We start from the raw sequence: 16,866 nt of genomic DNA on the forward strand, positions 1-16,866 counted from the left end.
AACCAGCTCTTTTTTGAAAACAAATCTTCATTTTGAAAATCATCAAAAAAATGGTATAATGGTAGGAAAAGATTCGGCTAACAGTAATAGTGCTTTTAGAATAAGAGGGTAAGCAACCCTATAATCAAGATAAACTAAGATTTTGGAGGAAAAATGAGTAATATTAGTTTAACAACACTTGGTGGTGTACGTGAAAATGGGAAAAATATGTACATTGCTGAAATTGGAGAGTCCATTTTTGTTTTGAATGCAGGGTTAAAATATCCCGAAAATGAACAATTAGGGGTCGATGTGGTGATTCCAAAGATGGACTACCTTTTTGAAAATAAAGATCGAATTGCTGGGGTATTTTTAACTCACGGACATGCAGATGCTATTGGTGCTCTGCCTTATCTCTTGGCTGAAGCCAAGGTACCTGTATTTGGCTCTGAGTTGACCATTGAGTTGGCAAAACTCTTTGTCAAAGGAAATGACGCAGTCAAGAAATTTAATGATTTTCATGTTATTGATGAAGATACGGAGATTGATTTTGGTGGGACAGTGGTTTCCTTCTTCCCTACGACTTACTCCGTTCCAGAGAGCCTGGGAATTGTCTTGAAGACAGCTGAAGGGAGCATCGTTTATACAGGTGACTTCAAATTTGACCAGACAGCTAGTGAATCCTATGCGACAGACTTCGCTCGTTTGGCAGAAATCGGTCGTGACGGCGTCCTGGCTCTCCTCAGTGATTCGGCCAATGCGGACAGCAATATTCAGGTGGCTAGTGAAAGTGAAGTTAGAGATGAAATTACCCAAACCATTGCTGACTGGGAAGGTCGTATCATCGTTGCAGCTGTTTCCAGTAACCTTTCTCGTATCCAGCAGATTTTTGACGCTGCGGATAAAACAGGTCGACGTATCGTCTTGACAGGATTTGATATTGAAAATATCGTCCGCACAGCGATTCGTCTCAAGAAGTTGTCTTTAGCCAACGAAATTCTCTTGATTAAGCCGAAAGATATGTCTCGCTTTGAAGACCATGAGTTGATTATTCTTGAGACAGGTCGTATGGGTGAACCTATCAATGGACTTCGTAAGATGTCGATTGGTCGCCATCGTTATGTAGAAATCAAGGATGGGGACCTGGTCTATATTGCTACGGCTCCGTCTATTGCTAAAGAAGCCTTCGTTGCGCGTGTGGAAAATATGATTTATCAGGCAGGAGGGGTTGTCAAATTGATTACCCAAAGTTTACATGTATCAGGGCACGGAAATGCGCGTGATTTGCAGTTGATGATCAATCTCTTGCAACCTAAGTATCTCTTCCCAATTCAAGGGGAATACCGCGAGTTGGATGCCCATGCTAAGGCTGCTATGGCAGTAGGTATGTTGCCAGAACGCATTTTCATCCCTAAAAAGGGAACCAGCATGGCTTATGAGAATGGGGACTTTGTCCCGGCTGGCGCAGTTTCAGCAGGGGATGTCTTGATTGACGGGAATGCTATCGGTGATGTTGGAAATGTGGTTCTTCGTGATCGTAAGGTCTTGTCAGAAGATGGAATTTTCATCGTCGCAATCACCGTTAACCGTCGTGAGAAGAAAATTGTGGCCAAGGCTCGTGTTCACACGCGTGGATTTGTTTATCTCAAGAAGAGTCGCGATATTCTCCGTGAAAGTTCAGAATTGATTAATCAAACGGTAGAAGACTATCTTCAAGGAGATGACTTTGACTGGGCAGACCTTAAAGGGAAGGTTCGTGATAATCTTACCAAGTATCTCTTTGACCAAACCAAACGTCGTCCAGCTATTTTACCAGTAGTCATGGAAGCAAAATAATCGTTGAAATAAACAGGGAGAAAGTCGAGTTTCGGCTTTTTCTTATAGAAAAATAGAGGAAAAATTATGGCAGTAATGAAAATCGAGTATTACTCACAAGTTTTGGATATGGAGTGGGGAGTGAATGTTCTTTACCCCGATGCCAATCGAGTGGAAGAACCAGATTGTAAAGATATTCCCGTCTTGTACCTCTTGCATGGGATGTCTGGCAACCATAATAGCTGGCTCAAGCGGACCAATGTAGAACGCTTGCTTCGAGGAACCAATCTCATCGTTGTCATGCCTAATACCAGCAACGGTTGGTACACCGATACCCAATATGGTTTTGACTATTACACAGCTCTAGCAGAGGAATTGCCAGAGGTTTTAAAACGCTTCTTCCCTAACATGACTAGCAAGCGTGAAAAGACCTTTATCGCTGGTCTCTCTATGGGAGGCTATGGCTGTTTCAAATTGGCTCTTGCTACAAATTGTTTTTCTCATGCAGCTAGTTTTTCAGGTGCTCTTAGCTTTCAAGATTTTTCTCCTGAAAGCCAAGATTTGGGAACACCGGCTTATTGGAGAGGTGTGTTTGGGGAGATTAAAGATTGGACAGCTAGCCCCTATTCTCTTGAAAGTCTGGCTAAAAAATCGGATAAAAAGACCAAGCTCTGGGCTTGGTGTGGCGAGCAGGATTTCTTGTATGAAGCCAATAATCTCGCAGTGAAAAACCTCAAAAAGCTGGGCTTTGATGTGAGCTATAGCCATAGTGCTGGAAGTCACGAATGGTATTACTGGGAAAAACAATTGGAACGGTTTCTAGCAACCCTACCGATTGATTTCAAATTAGAAGAGAGATTGACTTAGTTTGAACTTCAGTATAGGGGGAGTAGGACTAAAATAAAATATGTTTTCACTAGACTTTTCAAACGAAAGTAGTAGAATAGTAATAAGATACTGGAGGAAAGAGAGTAGGAAATGTACCGTTATCAAATTGGCATTCCCACATTAGAATATGATCAGTTTGTCAAAGAACATGAATTAGCTAATGTATTACAAAGCAGTGCTTGGGAAAAAGTGAAATCTGATTGGAATCATGAGAAATTTGGTGTCTATGAAGAGGGGAAGTTACTGGCTGTGGCTAGTATTCTCATAAAATCTCTGCCTTTAGGCTATAAAATGTTTTATATTCCAAGAGGACCTATATTGGATTACAGGGATATAGAACTTTTAAAGTTTGTCCTGCAGTCTATTAAGTCTTATGCTCGCAGTAAGAGAGCGGTTTTTGTGACTTTCGATCCAAGTATTTGTCTATCTCAATATTTGGTCAATCAAGATAAGATAGAATATCCTGAAAATCTTGCTATTGTTGAGATTTTAGGGCAATTAGGAGTGAAATGGTCTGGGCGGACAACCGAGATGGATGACACCATTCAGCCTCGTATTCAGGCGAAAATATACAAGGAAAATTTTGAAGAAGATAAACTTTCTAAATCAACGAGGCAAGCTATCCGAACAGCACGAAACAAAGGGCTTGAGATTCAATATGGTGGACTGGAACTATTAGATTCATTTTCGGAGTTGATGAAAAAAACTGAGAAGCGAAAAGAGATTCATTTAAGAAACGAAGCCTATTATAAAAAATTATTAGATAACTTCAAAGAAGATTCTTATATCACGCTAACGAGTTTGGATGTTTCTAAGCGTTTAAGAGAATTAGAAGAACAGTTAGCTAAAAACAAAGCGTTGGAAGAGGCGATTACTAAGTCGACTCGAACTTCAAAAGTAGAGGCACAGAAGAAGGAAAAAGAGCGTTTGGTAGAGGAAATAGATTTCTTGCAGGGATATATGAATATGGGAAAATCAAACATTCCCTTAGCGGCTACTTTGAGTTTGGAATTTGGTACTACCTCTGTCAATCTATATGCTGGTATGGATGATGATTTTAAACGTTATAATGCACCAATTTTAACTTGGTATGAAACGGCTCGCTATGCCTTTGAGCGAGGTATGTTGTGGCAAAATTTAGGTGGTGTTGAAAACTCTCTCAATGGTGGACTTTATCATTTTAAGGAAAAATTTAATCCAACGATTGAAGAATATTTGGGAGAATTTACAATGCCTACCCATCCTCTCTATCCTCTGTTAAGACTTGCTCTTGATTTCCGTAAAACATTAAGAAAAAAACATAGAAAGTAAGTATATGGCACTAATTACACTCACGAAAGAAGAGTTTCAGGCTTATTCTGATCAGGTTTCTTCTCGTTCCTTTATGCAATCTGTTCAGATGGGGGACTTGTTAGAAAAAAGAGGGGCTCGAATTGTTTATCTAGCTTTGAAACAAGAAGGAGAAATTCAAGTTGCAGCTCTGGTTTATAGCTTGCCCATGCTGGGTGGTCTGCATATGGAGATCAATTCGGGGCCGATTTATACCCAACAAGATGCTCTTCCAGTTTTTTATGCGGAGTTAAAAGAATATGCCAAGCAAAATGGTGTATTAGAGTTGCTTGTAAAACCTTATGAAACTTATCAAACTTTTGATAGTGAAGGTAATCCAATAGATACTGAGAAAAAAAGTATCATTCAAGCTTTAACTGATTTAGGTTATCAATTTGATGGATTGACAAGAGGTTATCCAGGTGGAGAACCAGATTGGTTATACTATAAAGATTTGACTGAATTAACTGAAAAGAATTTGCTTAAAAGTTTTAGCAAAAAGGGTAAACCCTTGGTGAAAAAGGCTGAAACGTTTGGCATTCGGTTGAAAAAGTTACAACGTGAAGAACTATCGATTTTTAAGAATATAACAAAAGAAACCTCTGAACGTAGAGAATACAGTGATAAAAGTTTAGAATATTATGAGCACTTTTATGATTCATTTGGAGAACAAGCGGAGTTTCTCATAGCAACCTTGAATTTTTCGGACTATATGAGCAAATTGCAAGGTGAACAAAGTAAACTAGAAGAAATCTTGGGCAAGTTGCGACTTGATTTGAGTAAAAATCCTCATTCTGAGAAAAAACAAAATCAGCTGAGAGAATATTCTAGTCAATTTGAAACGTTTGAAGTTCGAAAAGCAGAAGCGCGAGACTTGATTGAAAAATATGGAGAAGAAGATATTGTTTTAGCCGGGAGTTTATTTGTTTATATGCCTCAGGAAACGACTTATCTCTTTAGTGGTTCTTACACTGAGTTTAATAAGTTCTATGCGCCTGCACTGCTTCAAAAATATGTTATGTTGGAAAGTATAAAACGTGGAATACCTAAATACAACTTCCTAGGGATTCAAGGGATTTTTGATGGAAGTGATGGTGTTTTGCGTTTTAAACAGAATTTTAATGGCTATATTGTACGCAAAGCAGGTACTTTCCGCTACCATCCATCGCCTTTAAAATACAAAGCTATCCAGTTACTCAAAAAAATAGTAGGACGTTAAGATGAAAAAGTCAGTATTTAGCTTTCTTTCAGCTTCTTTTAGTAAAATAGACTTTATTTACTAGAAAGGTGGAAGGATATGCGCTGGCTTTTTCGTTTGATAGGGGCTTTCTTTTCTTTTGTGTGGCGTTTGTTTTGGCGCCTGGTTTGGATAGTTGTACTCTTATGTGCTCTTGCTTTTGGATTTCTCTGGTATCTGAACGGGGATTTCCAAGGAGCGCTAAAGCAAGCAGAACGGTCAGTAAAAATTGGTCAACAAAGTATTGACCAATGGGAAAGAATAGGGCAACTGCCTAAGTTGAACCAGACAGATAGCCACCAACACTCTGAAGGAAGGTGGCCGCAGGCTTCTGCTCGTATTTACTTGGATCCCCAGATGGATTCACGCTTTCAAGAAGCTTATGTAGAAGCAATCCAGAATTGGAATCAAACTGATGCTTTTAACTTTGAAATTGTGACTGAGTCCAGCAAGGCGGATATCTTGGCTACGGAGATGAACGATGGAAGCACTCCTGTGGCAGGAGAGGCGGAAAGTCAAACTAATCTCTTGACGGGTCAATTCTTGTCTGTAACGGTGCGTCTGAATCATTATTATTTGTCCAATCCAGACTATGGCTATTCCTATGAGCGCATTGTCCATACGGTAGAACATGAGTTGGGGCATGCGATTGGCTTGGACCATACAGATGAGAAGTCTGTGATGCAACCAGCAGGTTCTTTTTATGGTATCCAGGAAGAGGATGTTGAAAGACTTCGAAAATTATATGAGACCAATGAGTAGGGGACTATCTTTCCCTACTTTTTTGCTATAATGGAATTATGAACAACTTGATTAAATCAAAACTAGAGCTCTTGCCGACCAGCCCTGGTTGCTACATTCACAAGGATAAAAACGGCACCATTATCTATGTAGGAAAGGCTAAAAATCTGCGTAACCGCGTGCGGTCTTATTTCCGTGGGAGTCACGATACCAAGACAGAAGCCTTGGTGTCTGAAATTGTGGATTTTGAATTTATCGTTACGGAGTCTAATATTGAGGCACTTCTCCTAGAAATCAACCTAATCAAGGAAAACAAGCCCAAGTACAATATCATGCTCAAGGATGATAAGTTCTATCCCTTCATCAAAATTACCAATGAGCGCTATCCTCGCTTGATTATCACCCGACAGGTCAAAAAGGACGGAGCTCTCTACTTTGGACCTTATCCAGATGTGGGAGCAGCCAATGAAATCAAGAGGTTGCTAGATCGGATTTTTCCTTTTCGTAAGTGTACAAACCCACCGTCTAAGGTCTGTTTTTACTACCATATCGGTCAATGTATGGCCCATACCATCTGTAAGAAGGATGAGGCCTACTTCAAGTCTATGGCTCAGGAGGTTTCTGATTTTCTGAAAGGGCAGGATGATCAAATTATCGATGACCTCAAGGGCAAGATGGCAAGTGCTGCCCAGACTATGGAATTTGAACGTGCGGCGGAATACCGTGACCTAATTCAGGCCATTGGAACGCTTCGAACCAAGCAGCGGGTCATGGCTAAGGATCTCCAAAATCGGGATGTCTTTGGCTACTATGTCGATAAGGGCTGGATGTGTGTTCAGGTTTTCTTTGTTCGTCAGGGCAAGTTAATTGAACGTGACGTCAATCTTTTTCCCTATTACAATGATCCGGATGAGGATTTTCTAACCTATGTGGGACAATTCTATCAAGAAAAATCTCACTTGGTTCCCAATGAGGTATTGATTCCACAGGATATTGACGAAGAAGCTGTCAAGGCTTTGGTGGATACCAAGATTCTCAAACCCCAGCGTGGAGAGAAAAAGCAACTGGTCAATCTGGCTATAAAGAATGCTCGAGTCAGCCTAGAGCAGAAATTTAACCTGCTAGAGAAATCTGTCGAAAAGACCCAAGGGGCTATTGAAAATCTAGGACGCTTGCTCCAGATCCCGACCCCAGTCCGCATCGAATCCTTCGATAACTCCAATATCATGGGAACTAGTCCTGTTTCAGCCATGGTGGTCTTTGTCAACGGCAAACCAAGTAAGAAGGATTATCGTAAGTACAAGATAAAAACGGTTGTCGGTCCAGACGATTATGCTAGTATGCGAGAGGTCATTCGCAGGCGTTATGGTCGAGTTCAACGTGACGGCTTGACTCCGCCAGATTTGATTGTGATTGATGGGGGACAAGGTCAGGTCAATATCGCCAAGCAAGTCATACAAGAGGAACTGGGTTTGGATATTCCCATTGCAGGTCTGCAAAAGAATGACAAGCACCAAACCCATGAATTGCTCTTTGGAGATCCGCTTGAGGTGGTGGAGTTGTCTCGCAATTCTCAGGAATTTTTCCTCCTCCAACGTATTCAGGATGAGGTCCACCGCTTTGCTATCACTTTCCATCGCCAACTGCGCTCCAAAAATTCCTTTTCATCACAATTGGATGGCATTGACGGCCTGGGACCTAAACGCAAGCAAAATCTCATGAAGCATTTCAAGTCTTTGATCAAAATCAAGGAAGCCAGTGTGGATGAGATTGTCGAAGTTGGGGTACCAAGAGCAGTTGCAGAAGCTGTGCAGAGGAAGTTGAACCCGCAGGAAGAAGTGGAATTGGCTCAGGTAGCGGAAGAAAGAGTAGATTATCAAACGGAAGGAAACCACAATGAACCATAAAATCGCAATTTTATCAGATATTCATGGCAATGCGACGGCGCTAGAAGCAGTGATTGCAGATGCTAAAAATCAAGGAGTCAGTGAATACTGGCTTCTGGGAGATATTTTTCTTCCTGGTCCAGGCGCAAATGACTTAGTCGCCCTGCTAAAGGACCTTCCTATCACAGCAAGTGTTCGAGGCAATTGGGATGATCGTGTCCTGGAGGTCTTGGATGGCGAATATGGTTTGGAAGATCCGAAAGAAATTCAGTCAATGCGCATGACCCAGTTTTTGATGGAGCGAATGGATCCTGCAACGATTGTCTGGCTACGAAGCTTGCCTTTGCTGGAAAAGAAAGAAATTGACGGATTGCGCTTTTCTATCTCTCATAATTTGCCAAATAAGAACTATGGTGGTGACTTGCTAGTTGAGAATGATACAGAGAAATTTGACCAACTACTAGATGAGGAAGCGGACGTGGCAGTCTATGGTCATGTCCACAAGCAGTTGCTTCGTTATGGAAGTCAAGGGCAACAAATCATCAATCCAGGGTCGATTGGCATGCCCTATTTTAATTGGTATGCGTTAAAAAATCACCGTGCCCAGTATGCCGTGATAGAGGTTGAAGATGGGGAATTGGTAAATATCCTATTTCGTAAAGTTGCTTATGACTACGAAGCGGAGTTGGGATTGGCTAAGTCTCAGGGTCTTCCCTTTATCGAAATGTATGAAGAACTACGAAGAGAAGATAACTATCAGGGGCACAATCTGGAACTCTTAGCCAGCTTAATAGAAAAGCATGGGTATGTAGAGGATGTGAAGAATTTTTTTGATTTTTTGTAAGAGTTTCCTAAAATAACCAATGCAAACTAAAAACGATTGGCTGGTCCAATCGTTTTTAATATATCTTATTGTAACTGAGATTTATCTGGGAGATAAGAACCACCTAGATAGGTATTGCTGAGTTTTTCAAGGGTTCCATCTTGGTAGAGTTCTTTGAGTGCTTTATCAAATTGCTCTTTAAACTCTTTTTGATCACTTGAGAAAACGATATAATTGCTAGGACTATTAGTAGAAGACAAGTCAACCACAGAAAGGTCTAAGCCACGGTCCTTGATAATCTTTTGAACGGATACCTTGTCAAAAACGAGGAAATCAAATTCGCCGTTAGAGAGGTCTAGGATTCGTTTACCAATATCCTCGCCAGAAAAATCGATGGTAGCAGGATTGTCAGTGTGTTTCTGATTCCAGTTATTGATGAATTGAGCGTTTGAAGTTCCAGTATCCTCCTGTGTTGTTTTACCAGCAATTTGGTCAAGTGAAGTCAAAGGATTTTTCTTGTTGCTGACGAGGACGAGGGGATTGTTTGAAATGGGAAGTGAGTAGAGGTATTTTTCAGCACGCTCTTTTGTGTAACTCAAGTTATTTGCTGCAGCCTGATAGTGACCAGAATCAAGCCCTGGGAAGATGCTCTCCCAAGCAGTTCTTTGGAATTGAATCTCGTAGTCGCTGAGTTTTTCATCTACTGCTTTTAGGACTTCAATATCGAAACCTGTCAAATTGCCCTTGTCTTCGTAGTCAAATGGCGGCACATCGCCGGCTGTAGCAACGACGATTGTCTTTTGAGTGCTGGTCTCTTTGGGTGTGGATTGATTTCCACAGGCAACCAAAAATGGTAGGGTAGCTAGTAATAGGCTAAATTTTTTCATAATGTCTCCATTCAAATGTAAAGTACTTGCTAGTTTATCAGAAACTTTCCTGATAAACCAATATATATCTTTTATGTCTGTGATAGAAAAAACTTAATCATGAAAAATCCCTGCAAGCTCTTTCAAATTATGGTAGAATGGAAGCAGTAGAATTAGAAAAGGAAATCGATTATGAAATTTCTTGAATTAAATAAAAAACGTCATGCGACTAAGCATTTCACTGATAAGCCAGTTGATTCAAAAGATGTGCGTACGGCTATCGAAATTGCAACCTTGGCTCCAAGCGCCCACAACAGCCAGCCTTGGAAATTTGTAGTGGTGCGTGAGAAAAATGCTGAACTAGCAAAATTGGCTTACGGTTCCAACTTTGAGCAGGTATCATCAGCGCCTGTAACCATTGCCCTGTTTACGGATACAGACCTTGCCAAACGTGCCCGCAAGATTGCCCGTGTCGGTGGCGCAAAGAATTTCTCAGAAGAACAACTTCAATATTTCATGAAGAACTTGCCTGCGGAATTTGCCCGTTACAATGAACAACAGGTCAGTGACTACCTAGCCCTCAATGCAGGTTTGGTTGCTATGAACTTGGTTCTGGCTCTTACAGACCAAGGAATCGGATCAAATCTGATTCTTGGATTTGACAAATCAAAAGTCAATGAGGTTTTAGAAATCGAAGACCGTTTCCGCCCAGAATTTTTGATTACAGTGGGTTACACGGACGAAAAATTGGAACCAAGCTACCGCTTGCCAGTAGATGAAATCATTGAGAAAAGATAGAAAGAAGAAAAAAATGACAGTAATTGATTTTACAGCAGAAGTAGAAAAACGCAAAGAAGACCTCTTGGCTGACTTGTTTAGCCTTTTGGAAATCAACTCAGAACGTGATGATAGCAAGGTTGATGCTGAGCATCCATTTGGGCCTGGTCCAGTAAAAGCCTTGGAAAAATTCCTTGAAATCGCAGACCGCGATGGCTACCCAACTAAGAATGTCGATAACTACGCAGGACATTTCGAGTTTGGTGATGGAGAAGAAGTTCTCGGCATCTTTGCCCATATGGATGTGGTTCCTGCTGGTAGCGGTTGGGATACAGATCCTTACACACCGACTATCAAAGACGGTCGCCTTTATGCGCGTGGGGCTTCGGACGACAAGGGCCCTACAACAGCTTGTTACTATGGTTTGAAAATCATCAAAGAATTGGGTCTTCCAACTTCTAAGAAAGTCCGCTTCATCGTTGGAACAGATGAAGAATCAGGCTGGGCAGACATGGACTACTATTTCGAGCACGTAGGACTTGCAAAACCAGACTTCGGTTTCTCTCCTGATGCTGAGTTCCCTATCATCAATGGTGAAAAAGGAAATATCACGGAATACCTCCACTTTGCAGGAGAAAATACAGGCGCTGCCCGTCTTCACAGCTTCACAGGTGGTTTGCGTGAAAACATGGTACCAGAATCAGCAACAGCAGTTATTTCAGGTGATTTGGCTAACTTGCAAGCTAAACTAGATGCCTTTGTTGCAGAACATAAACTTAGAGGAGAACTCCAAGAAGAAGCTGGCCAATACAAGGTGACCATCATTGGTAAATCAGCCCACGGTGCTATGCCTGCTTCAGGTGTCAATGGTGCGACTTACCTAGCCCTCTTCCTTAGCCAGTTTGACTTTGCTGGTCCAGCCAAAGACTACCTTGACATCGCTGGTAAAATTCTTTTGAACGATCATGAGGGTGAAAATCTCAAGATTACTCATGTGGATGAAAAGATGGGTGCTCTTTCTATGAATGCCGGTGTCTTCCGCTTTGATGAAACAAGCGCTGATAATACCATTGCCCTCAACATCCGCTATCCAAAAGGAACAAGTCCAGAGCAAATCAAGTCAATTCTTGAAAACTTGCCAGTTGCTTCTGTTAGCCTTTCTGAACACGGTCACACGCCTCACTATGTGCCAATGGAAGATCCACTTGTCCAAACTTTGTTGAATGTTTATGAAAAACAAACTGGACTTAAAGGTCATGAGCAAGTTATCGGTGGTGGTACTTTTGGTCGCTTGCTCGAACGTGGGGTTGCCTACGGAGCCATGTTCCCAGACTCAATTGACACCATGCACCAAGCCAATGAATTTATCGCCTTGGACGATCTTTTCCGAGCAGCAGCAATCTATGCCGAAGCTATTTATGAATTGATCAAATAAAACGATAGAAGTCTGAGATTGTATGCTTAGACTTCTTTTTGGAGGGAAAGTAGATGTCTCAAATTGAAAGAATCAAGCAGGCTATTATGTCAGATCCACAAAATGCCAGCTATACAGAACGCGGAATCGAACCTCTCTTTGCAGCGCCAAAGACTGCTCGCATCAATATCATCGGTCAAGCACCGGGGCTTAAAACGCAGGAGGCAGGACTTTACTGGAAGGACAAAAGTGGTGATCGTTTGCGGGACTGGCTAGGTGTGGATGAAGATACCTTTTACAATTCAGGTTATTTTGCTGTTCTGCCCATGGATTTCTACTTTCCAGGGCATGGTAAGTCAGGTGACTTGCCACCGAGAACAGGCTTTGCTGAAAAATGGCATCCACAGCTCTTGCAAGAATTACCAGATATTCAATTGACCCTCTTGATTGGGCAATATGCCCAGGCCTACTATTTAAAGGAGAAAATCAGTGGCAAGGTGACAGAACGGGTAAAACACTACCAGAACTACTTGCCAACCTATTTTCCACTAGTTCACCCCTCACCGCGAAATCAAATCTGGATGGTCAAAAATCCTTGGTTTGAGGCAGAAGTGGTGCCGGATTTGAAAAAAAGAATTAAAACTATTTTATAGTCAATGAAAATCAAAGAGCAAACTAGGAAGCTAGCCGCAGGCTGCTCAAAGTACAGCTTTGAGGTTGCAGATAAAACTGACGAAGTCAGCTCAAAACACTGTTTTGAGGTTGTGGATAGAACTGACGAAGTCAGTAACCATACCTACGGTAAGGCGACGCTGACGTGGTTTGAAGAGATTTTCGAAGAGTATTAGGAGAAAAAGAATGAAAGAAATAACCTTTGACGCATTTTACCAGCTTTATCAAAACAATCAACTTTCTCTAGTGGACGTGAGAGAAGTGGATGAGTTTGAAGCTCTTCATTTAGAAGGCGCCTACAACTTACCGCTTAGTCAATTGGCTGATACTTATGCTCAGTTGGACAAGGACCAGTTACATTATGTTATTTGTAAATCTGGAATGAGATCGGCGCGTGCTTGCCAATTCCTATCAGAACAAGGTTATGAGGTTATCAATGTACAAGGTGGCATGTTAGCCTTTGAAGAACTGTAAACATTAGAATTTCTCTTACTTGGTGTGGACTGGGTAGGGGATTTTATTTTTAGACAATTCTCATTTTTGAGAATCTTGAAAACATTCAATATTTACTTCGTGATACTTTTTTCATACTCTTATTCATGATATACTAGGTCAGTATTTTATAAATATGAAGGAGATTTTCATGGCTAAAAAAGGTGCCCTAACAGGTTTACTCCTGTTTGGAATATTTTTTGGTGCGGGGAACTTGATTTTTCCGCCTTCTCTAGGTGCTCTATCTGGAGAACATTTTCTTCCTGCCATCGCAGGTTTTGTCTTTTCAGGTGTCGGTATCGCCGTCTTGACTCTTATTATTGGAACGCTAAATCCTAAAGGATATATTTACGAGATTTCAACAAAGATAGCGCCTTGGTTTGCGACTCTTTACCTCTCAGTTCTTTACTTGTCAATCGGTCCATTCTTTGCCATCCCACGTACAGCTACAACAGCTTACGAAGTAGGGATTAGCCCCCTTTTGTCGGATGCAAATAAAGGACTTGGCTTGATTGTATTTACGGTTCTGTATTTTGCGGCAGCCTATTTGATTTCGCTTAATCCATCAAAAATCTTAGACCGTATCGGCCGTATTTTAACACCAGTCTTTGCGATTTTGATTGTTATCTTGGTTGTTCTGGGAGCTTTCAAATACGGTGGAACAAGTCCTCAAGCTGCTTCAGCTGCTTATCAAGATTCTGCCTTTGGTACAGGTTTCCTAGAAGGTTACAATACCTTGGATGCCCTTGCTTCAGTTGCCTTTAGCGTAATCGCAGTTCAAACCTTGAAACAACTTGGCTTCTCAAGTAAGAAAGAATACATTTCGACTATTTGGGTGGTTGGTATCGTTGTTGCCCTTGCTTTCAGCGCTCTTTACATCGGTTTAGGTTTCCTTGGAAATCATTTTCCAGTACCAGCTGAAGCGATGAAGGGTGGAACACCAGGTGTTTACATCTTGTCACAAGCTACTCAAGAAATCTTTGGTTCAACAGCTCAACTCTTCCTTGCAGCTATGGTTACTGTAACCTGCTTCACAACAACAGTTGGTTTGATTGTGTCAACAGCTGAGTTCTTTAATGAACGCTTCCCACAAATCAGCTATAAGGTTTATGCGACAGCCTTTACCTTGATTGGATTTGCCATTGCTAATTTGGGTCTTGATGCGATTATCAAGTACTCCATTCCAGTACTGGTTATCTTGTACCCAATCACGATTGCCATCGTTATGATTGTCATTGTCAACAAATTTGTAGCTCTTTCAAAACCAGGTATGCAGTTGACAATTGCTGTTGTTACAGCTATTGCTATTGCAAGCGTACTAGGAAGCTCATTTAAAGTTGAGTTTCTTGCAAGTCTTGTCAATGCTCTTCCTTTTGCCAAGGCATCTCTCCCATGGTTGGTACCAGCCGTTGTCGGAATCTTGCTCTCATTGGTTCTACCAAATAAGCAAGAAAGTGATGTTTTTGAAATGGAATAATCACTAATACTCTTCGAAAATCTCTTCAAACTGCTTCAACGTCGCCTTGTCGTACTCAAGTACAGCCTGCGACTAGTTTCCTAGTTTGCTCTTTGATTTTCATTGACTATAAAATCACTTTTGTAGCCAAGTCTACAGGAGTGATTTTCTTTTTTTATCCGATGATAAATGTGTTATAATAGGTAGCAAAAGAGGTGAAGAAATGAATCAAACAGTAGAATATATCAAAGAACTGACAGCCATCGCATCGCCAACTGGCTTCACTCGGGAGATTGCGGACTATTTAGTCAAGACTCTAGAAGGTTTTGGTTACCAGCCGGTTCGCACAGCCAAGGGGGGTGTCAATGTAACTATTAAAGGTCAAAATGATGAAGAGCATCGCTATGTGACTGCTCATGTGGATACGCTGGGTGCCATTGTCCGTGCTGTCAAACCAGACGGCCGTCTCAAAATGGACCGTATCGGTGGTTTCCCTTGGAACATGATTGAAGGAGAAAACTGTACCGTTCATGTAGCTAGCACAGGTCAAAAGCTATCAGGAACCATCCTCATCCACCAAACTTCTTGCCATGTCTATAAGGATGCAGGAACTGCAGAACGCATGCAGGACAATATGGAAGTGCGTTTGGACGCCAAAGTAACAAATGAAAAAGAAACTCGTGCCTTGGGGATTGAGGTCGGTGATTTTATCAGTTTTGACCCACGAACTGTCGTGACAGAGACAGGTTTTATCAAGTCTCGTCATTTGGACGATAAGGTCAGCGCAGCGATTTTGCTTAACCTGCTTCGTATTTATAAGGAAGAGAAGATTGAATTGCCCGTAACAACCCATTTTGCTTTTTCAGTTTTTGAAGAAGTAGGCCACGGTGCTAACTCTAATATTCCTGCTCAAGTAGTCGAATATCTGGCTGTGGACATGGGAGCCATGGGAGATGACCAGCAGACAGACGAATATACAGTGTCTATCTGTGTCAAGGATGCTTCAGGTCCTTATCACTATGACTTCCGTCAACATTTGGTTGCTTTGGCTAAAGAGCAAGGTATTCCATTTAAGCTCGATATCTATCCATTTTATGGTTCAGACGCTTCAGCGGCTATGTCTGCAGGGGCAGAAGTCAAACACGCCCTTCTCGGTGCTGGTATCGAGTCTAGTCATTCTTATGAGCGTACTCATATTGACTCGGTGGTCGCAACAGAACGAATGGTCGATGCTTATCTTAAGAGCGCATTGGTAGACTAATATGTGTTTGATTTGCCAGAGAATTGAGCTCATCAAGAAGGGAGAAAATCCCTATTTTGTCAAAGAGTTGGAAACAGGCTATCTTGTGGTTGGAGACCACCAGTATTTTGCAGGCTATAGTCTCTTTCTAGCCAAGGAACATGTCACCGAATTGCACCATTTGAAAAAGGAAACAAGACTCCGTTTTCTCGAAGAAATGAGTCTAGTCCAAGAGGCAGTTGCCAAGGCATTTGCTGCTGAGAAAATGAATATCGAACTGCTAGGAAATGGCGATGCCCATCTTCATTGGCATCTGTTTCCACGACGGACAGGTGATATGAATGGCCACGGTCTTAAAGGTCGTGGTCCAGTCTGGTGGGTTCCCTTTGAAGAAATGACAGCAGAAACATACCAAGTAAAAACGGATGAGATTAAAAGATTAGTCGAATGTTTATCGTCAGAAGTAGATAACCTATTAGAAATAAAGGAGTAGAAATGAAAAAAAGATACCTTATCTTGACAGCCTTGCTAGCCTTGAGTCTAGCAGCTTGTTCACAAGAAAAAGCAAAAAATGAAGATGGAGCAGCTAAAACAGAACAAACTGCTAAAGTTGATGGAACAGTTGGAAGTAAGTCTCAAGGAGCTGCCCAGAAAAAAGCAGAAGTGGTTAACAAAGGAGACTATTACAGCATTCAAGGGAAATACGATGAAATCATCGTAGCCAACAAACACTATCCATTGTCTAAAGACTATAATCCAGGGGAAAATCCAACAGCCAAGGCTGAGTTGGTTAAACTCATCAAAGCGATGCAAGAGGCAGGTTTCCCCATTAGCGACCATTACAGTGGCTTTAGAAGTTATGAAACTCAGACCAAGCTCTATCAAGATTATGTCAATCAAGATGGGAAAGAAGCTGCCGACCGTTATTCTGCTCGACCTGGTTATAGCGAACACCAAACAGGCTTGGCCTTTGATGTGATTGGGACTGATGGTGATTTGGTGACAGAAGAAAAAGCAGCCCAATGGCTCTTGGACCATGCTGCTGATTATGGCTTTGTTGTCCGTTATCTCAAAGGCAAGGAAAAGGAAACAGGCTATATGGCTGAGGAATGGCACCTGCGTTATGTCGGAAAAGAAGCAAAAGAAATTGCTGAGAGTGGTCTCAGTTTGGAAGAATACTATGGCTTTGAAGGCGGAGATTACGTCGATTAAAAAATAAACTTTTCTCTTGCAATTCCAGATAAATAGTGT

Annotated in this window: 17 protein-coding genes; 16 read left to right on the forward strand and 1 reads right to left on the reverse strand. The window is 41.5% G+C overall.

Annotation, left to right across the window (positions count from 1 at the left end):
* Positions 1-153 precede the first annotated feature (153 nt).
* The 7 genes from OVN23_RS02355 to OVN23_RS02385 all read left to right on the forward strand — a co-directional run bounded on the left by OVN23_RS02355 (position 154) and on the right by OVN23_RS02385 (position 8,719).
* Complete coding sequence (locus OVN23_RS02355) at positions 154-1,815, forward strand: ribonuclease J (RefSeq protein WP_000065626.1); 1,662 nt, start codon at positions 154-156, stop codon at positions 1,813-1,815.
* A 66-nt stretch (positions 1,816-1,881) separates the two neighbouring features.
* Positions 1,882-2,661, forward strand: coding sequence for an alpha/beta hydrolase (locus OVN23_RS02360; protein WP_267240340.1), 780 nt, complete (start codon positions 1,882-1,884; stop codon positions 2,659-2,661).
* 111 nt (positions 2,662-2,772) lie between these two features.
* Complete coding sequence (locus tag OVN23_RS02365; protein ID WP_267240341.1) at positions 2,773-3,993, forward strand: aminoacyltransferase; 1,221 nt, start codon at positions 2,773-2,775, stop codon at positions 3,991-3,993.
* A gap of 4 nt (positions 3,994-3,997) precedes the next feature.
* On the forward strand, positions 3,998-5,230 hold the full coding sequence (gene murN / locus OVN23_RS02370; protein ID WP_267240342.1) for a peptidoglycan bridge formation alanyltransferase MurN: 1,233 nt from the start codon (positions 3,998-4,000) through the stop codon (positions 5,228-5,230).
* A 78-nt stretch (positions 5,231-5,308) separates the two neighbouring features.
* Positions 5,309-6,010 carry a M57 family metalloprotease gene (locus tag OVN23_RS02375; protein WP_267240343.1) on the forward strand — a complete coding sequence of 234 codons (702 nt, stop codon included), beginning with the start codon at positions 5,309-5,311 and terminating at the stop codon, positions 6,008-6,010.
* Positions 6,011-6,048: 38 nt separating this feature from the next.
* Positions 6,049-7,896: an excinuclease ABC subunit UvrC gene (gene uvrC / locus OVN23_RS02380; RefSeq protein ID WP_267240344.1), complete on the forward strand. Its 1,848-nt coding sequence runs from the start codon at positions 6,049-6,051 to the stop codon at positions 7,894-7,896.
* Positions 7,886-8,719 (forward strand): metallophosphoesterase family protein, encoded by an 834-nt coding sequence (locus OVN23_RS02385; RefSeq protein WP_173220035.1) that lies wholly within the window; start codon positions 7,886-7,888, stop codon positions 8,717-8,719. Before uvrC ends, OVN23_RS02385 begins: the two co-directional genes overlap by 11 nt.
* A 65-nt stretch (positions 8,720-8,784) precedes the next feature.
* Here the strand turns inward: OVN23_RS02385 and OVN23_RS02390 are convergent, their stop codons facing one another.
* Entirely contained in the window at positions 8,785-9,585 is an 801-nt protein-coding gene (locus tag OVN23_RS02390) for an amino acid ABC transporter substrate-binding protein (RefSeq protein WP_173220038.1), read from the reverse strand.
* A 171-nt stretch (positions 9,586-9,756) separates the two neighbouring features.
* On the opposite strand from OVN23_RS02390, the gene OVN23_RS02395 reads away from it, so the two are divergent.
* The 9 genes from OVN23_RS02395 (at position 9,757) to ldcB (ending at position 16,827) form a co-directional block, all read left to right on the forward strand.
* Entirely contained in the window at positions 9,757-10,362 is a 606-nt protein-coding gene (locus OVN23_RS02395; protein WP_267240345.1) for a nitroreductase family protein, read from the forward strand.
* Between the two features lie 13 nt (positions 10,363-10,375).
* Complete coding sequence (pepV, locus tag OVN23_RS02400) at positions 10,376-11,776, forward strand: dipeptidase PepV (protein ID WP_267240346.1); 1,401 nt, start codon at positions 10,376-10,378, stop codon at positions 11,774-11,776.
* A gap of 53 nt (positions 11,777-11,829) precedes the next feature.
* On the forward strand, positions 11,830-12,408 hold the full coding sequence (locus OVN23_RS02405) for a uracil-DNA glycosylase family protein (protein ID WP_262081771.1): 579 nt from the start codon (positions 11,830-11,832) through the stop codon (positions 12,406-12,408).
* A 3-nt stretch (positions 12,409-12,411) separates the two neighbouring features.
* Entirely contained in the window at positions 12,412-12,603 is a 192-nt protein-coding gene (locus OVN23_RS02410) for a hypothetical protein (RefSeq protein WP_101784476.1), read from the forward strand.
* A 10-nt stretch (positions 12,604-12,613) separates the two neighbouring features.
* Positions 12,614-12,901, forward strand: a complete 288-nt coding sequence (locus OVN23_RS02415; RefSeq protein ID WP_267240347.1) for a rhodanese-like domain-containing protein — start codon at positions 12,614-12,616, stop codon at positions 12,899-12,901.
* Positions 12,902-13,070: 169 nt separating this feature from the next.
* The gene (brnQ, locus tag OVN23_RS02420; protein WP_267240348.1) at positions 13,071-14,396 is read left to right on the forward strand and encodes a branched-chain amino acid transport system II carrier protein; all 1,326 of its coding nucleotides are present in this window, start codon (positions 13,071-13,073) and stop codon (positions 14,394-14,396) included.
* Positions 14,397-14,598: 202 nt separating this feature from the next.
* Positions 14,599-15,636 carry a M42 family metallopeptidase gene (locus tag OVN23_RS02425; protein WP_267240349.1) on the forward strand — a complete coding sequence of 346 codons (1,038 nt, stop codon included), beginning with the start codon at positions 14,599-14,601 and terminating at the stop codon, positions 15,634-15,636.
* 1 nt (position 15,637) lies between these two features.
* Positions 15,638-16,108, forward strand: coding sequence for an HIT family protein (locus OVN23_RS02430; protein ID WP_175880171.1), 471 nt, complete (start codon positions 15,638-15,640; stop codon positions 16,106-16,108).
* 2 nt (positions 16,109-16,110) lie between these two features.
* On the forward strand, positions 16,111-16,827 hold the full coding sequence (gene ldcB / locus OVN23_RS02435) for an LD-carboxypeptidase LdcB/DacB (protein WP_267240350.1): 717 nt from the start codon (positions 16,111-16,113) through the stop codon (positions 16,825-16,827).
* Positions 16,828-16,866: the final 39 nt, after the last annotated feature.

The sequence above is a fragment of the Streptococcus sp. Marseille-Q6488 genome (genome assembly GCF_946902925.1).
Classification (GTDB): domain Bacteria; phylum Bacillota; class Bacilli; order Lactobacillales; family Streptococcaceae; genus Streptococcus.

What these genes read in the sequence shown, in the direction of transcription:
- OVN23_RS02430 (WP_175880171.1), top strand. Translation starts at nt 15,638, where the DNA reads ATGTGTTTGATTTGCCAGAGAATTGAGCTCATCAAGAAGGGAGAAAAT.
- brnQ (WP_267240348.1), top strand. Translation starts at nt 13,071, where the DNA reads ATGGCTAAAAAAGGTGCCCTAACAGGTTTACTCCTGTTTGGAATATTT.
- OVN23_RS02355 (WP_000065626.1), top strand. Translation starts at nt 154, where the DNA reads ATGAGTAATATTAGTTTAACAACACTTGGTGGTGTACGTGAAAATGGG.
- ldcB (WP_267240350.1), top strand. Translation starts at nt 16,111, where the DNA reads ATGAAAAAAAGATACCTTATCTTGACAGCCTTGCTAGCCTTGAGTCTA.
- OVN23_RS02395 (WP_267240345.1), top strand. Translation starts at nt 9,757, where the DNA reads ATGAAATTTCTTGAATTAAATAAAAAACGTCATGCGACTAAGCATTTC.
- OVN23_RS02375 (WP_267240343.1), top strand. Translation starts at nt 5,309, where the DNA reads ATGCGCTGGCTTTTTCGTTTGATAGGGGCTTTCTTTTCTTTTGTGTGG.
- OVN23_RS02425 (WP_267240349.1), top strand. Translation starts at nt 14,599, where the DNA reads ATGAATCAAACAGTAGAATATATCAAAGAACTGACAGCCATCGCATCG.
- OVN23_RS02390 (WP_173220038.1), bottom strand. Translation starts at nt 9,585, where the DNA reads ATGAAAAAATTTAGCCTATTACTAGCTACCCTACCATTTTTGGTTGCC.
- OVN23_RS02365 (WP_267240341.1), top strand. Translation starts at nt 2,773, where the DNA reads ATGTACCGTTATCAAATTGGCATTCCCACATTAGAATATGATCAGTTT.
- murN (WP_267240342.1), top strand. Translation starts at nt 3,998, where the DNA reads ATGGCACTAATTACACTCACGAAAGAAGAGTTTCAGGCTTATTCTGAT.
- OVN23_RS02360 (WP_267240340.1), top strand. Translation starts at nt 1,882, where the DNA reads ATGGCAGTAATGAAAATCGAGTATTACTCACAAGTTTTGGATATGGAG.
- OVN23_RS02385 (WP_173220035.1), top strand. Translation starts at nt 7,886, where the DNA reads ATGAACCATAAAATCGCAATTTTATCAGATATTCATGGCAATGCGACG.
- OVN23_RS02410 (WP_101784476.1), top strand. Translation starts at nt 12,412, where the DNA reads ATGAAAATCAAAGAGCAAACTAGGAAGCTAGCCGCAGGCTGCTCAAAG.
- OVN23_RS02415 (WP_267240347.1), top strand. Translation starts at nt 12,614, where the DNA reads ATGAAAGAAATAACCTTTGACGCATTTTACCAGCTTTATCAAAACAAT.
- pepV (WP_267240346.1), top strand. Translation starts at nt 10,376, where the DNA reads ATGACAGTAATTGATTTTACAGCAGAAGTAGAAAAACGCAAAGAAGAC.
- OVN23_RS02405 (WP_262081771.1), top strand. Translation starts at nt 11,830, where the DNA reads ATGTCTCAAATTGAAAGAATCAAGCAGGCTATTATGTCAGATCCACAA.
- uvrC (WP_267240344.1), top strand. Translation starts at nt 6,049, where the DNA reads ATGAACAACTTGATTAAATCAAAACTAGAGCTCTTGCCGACCAGCCCT.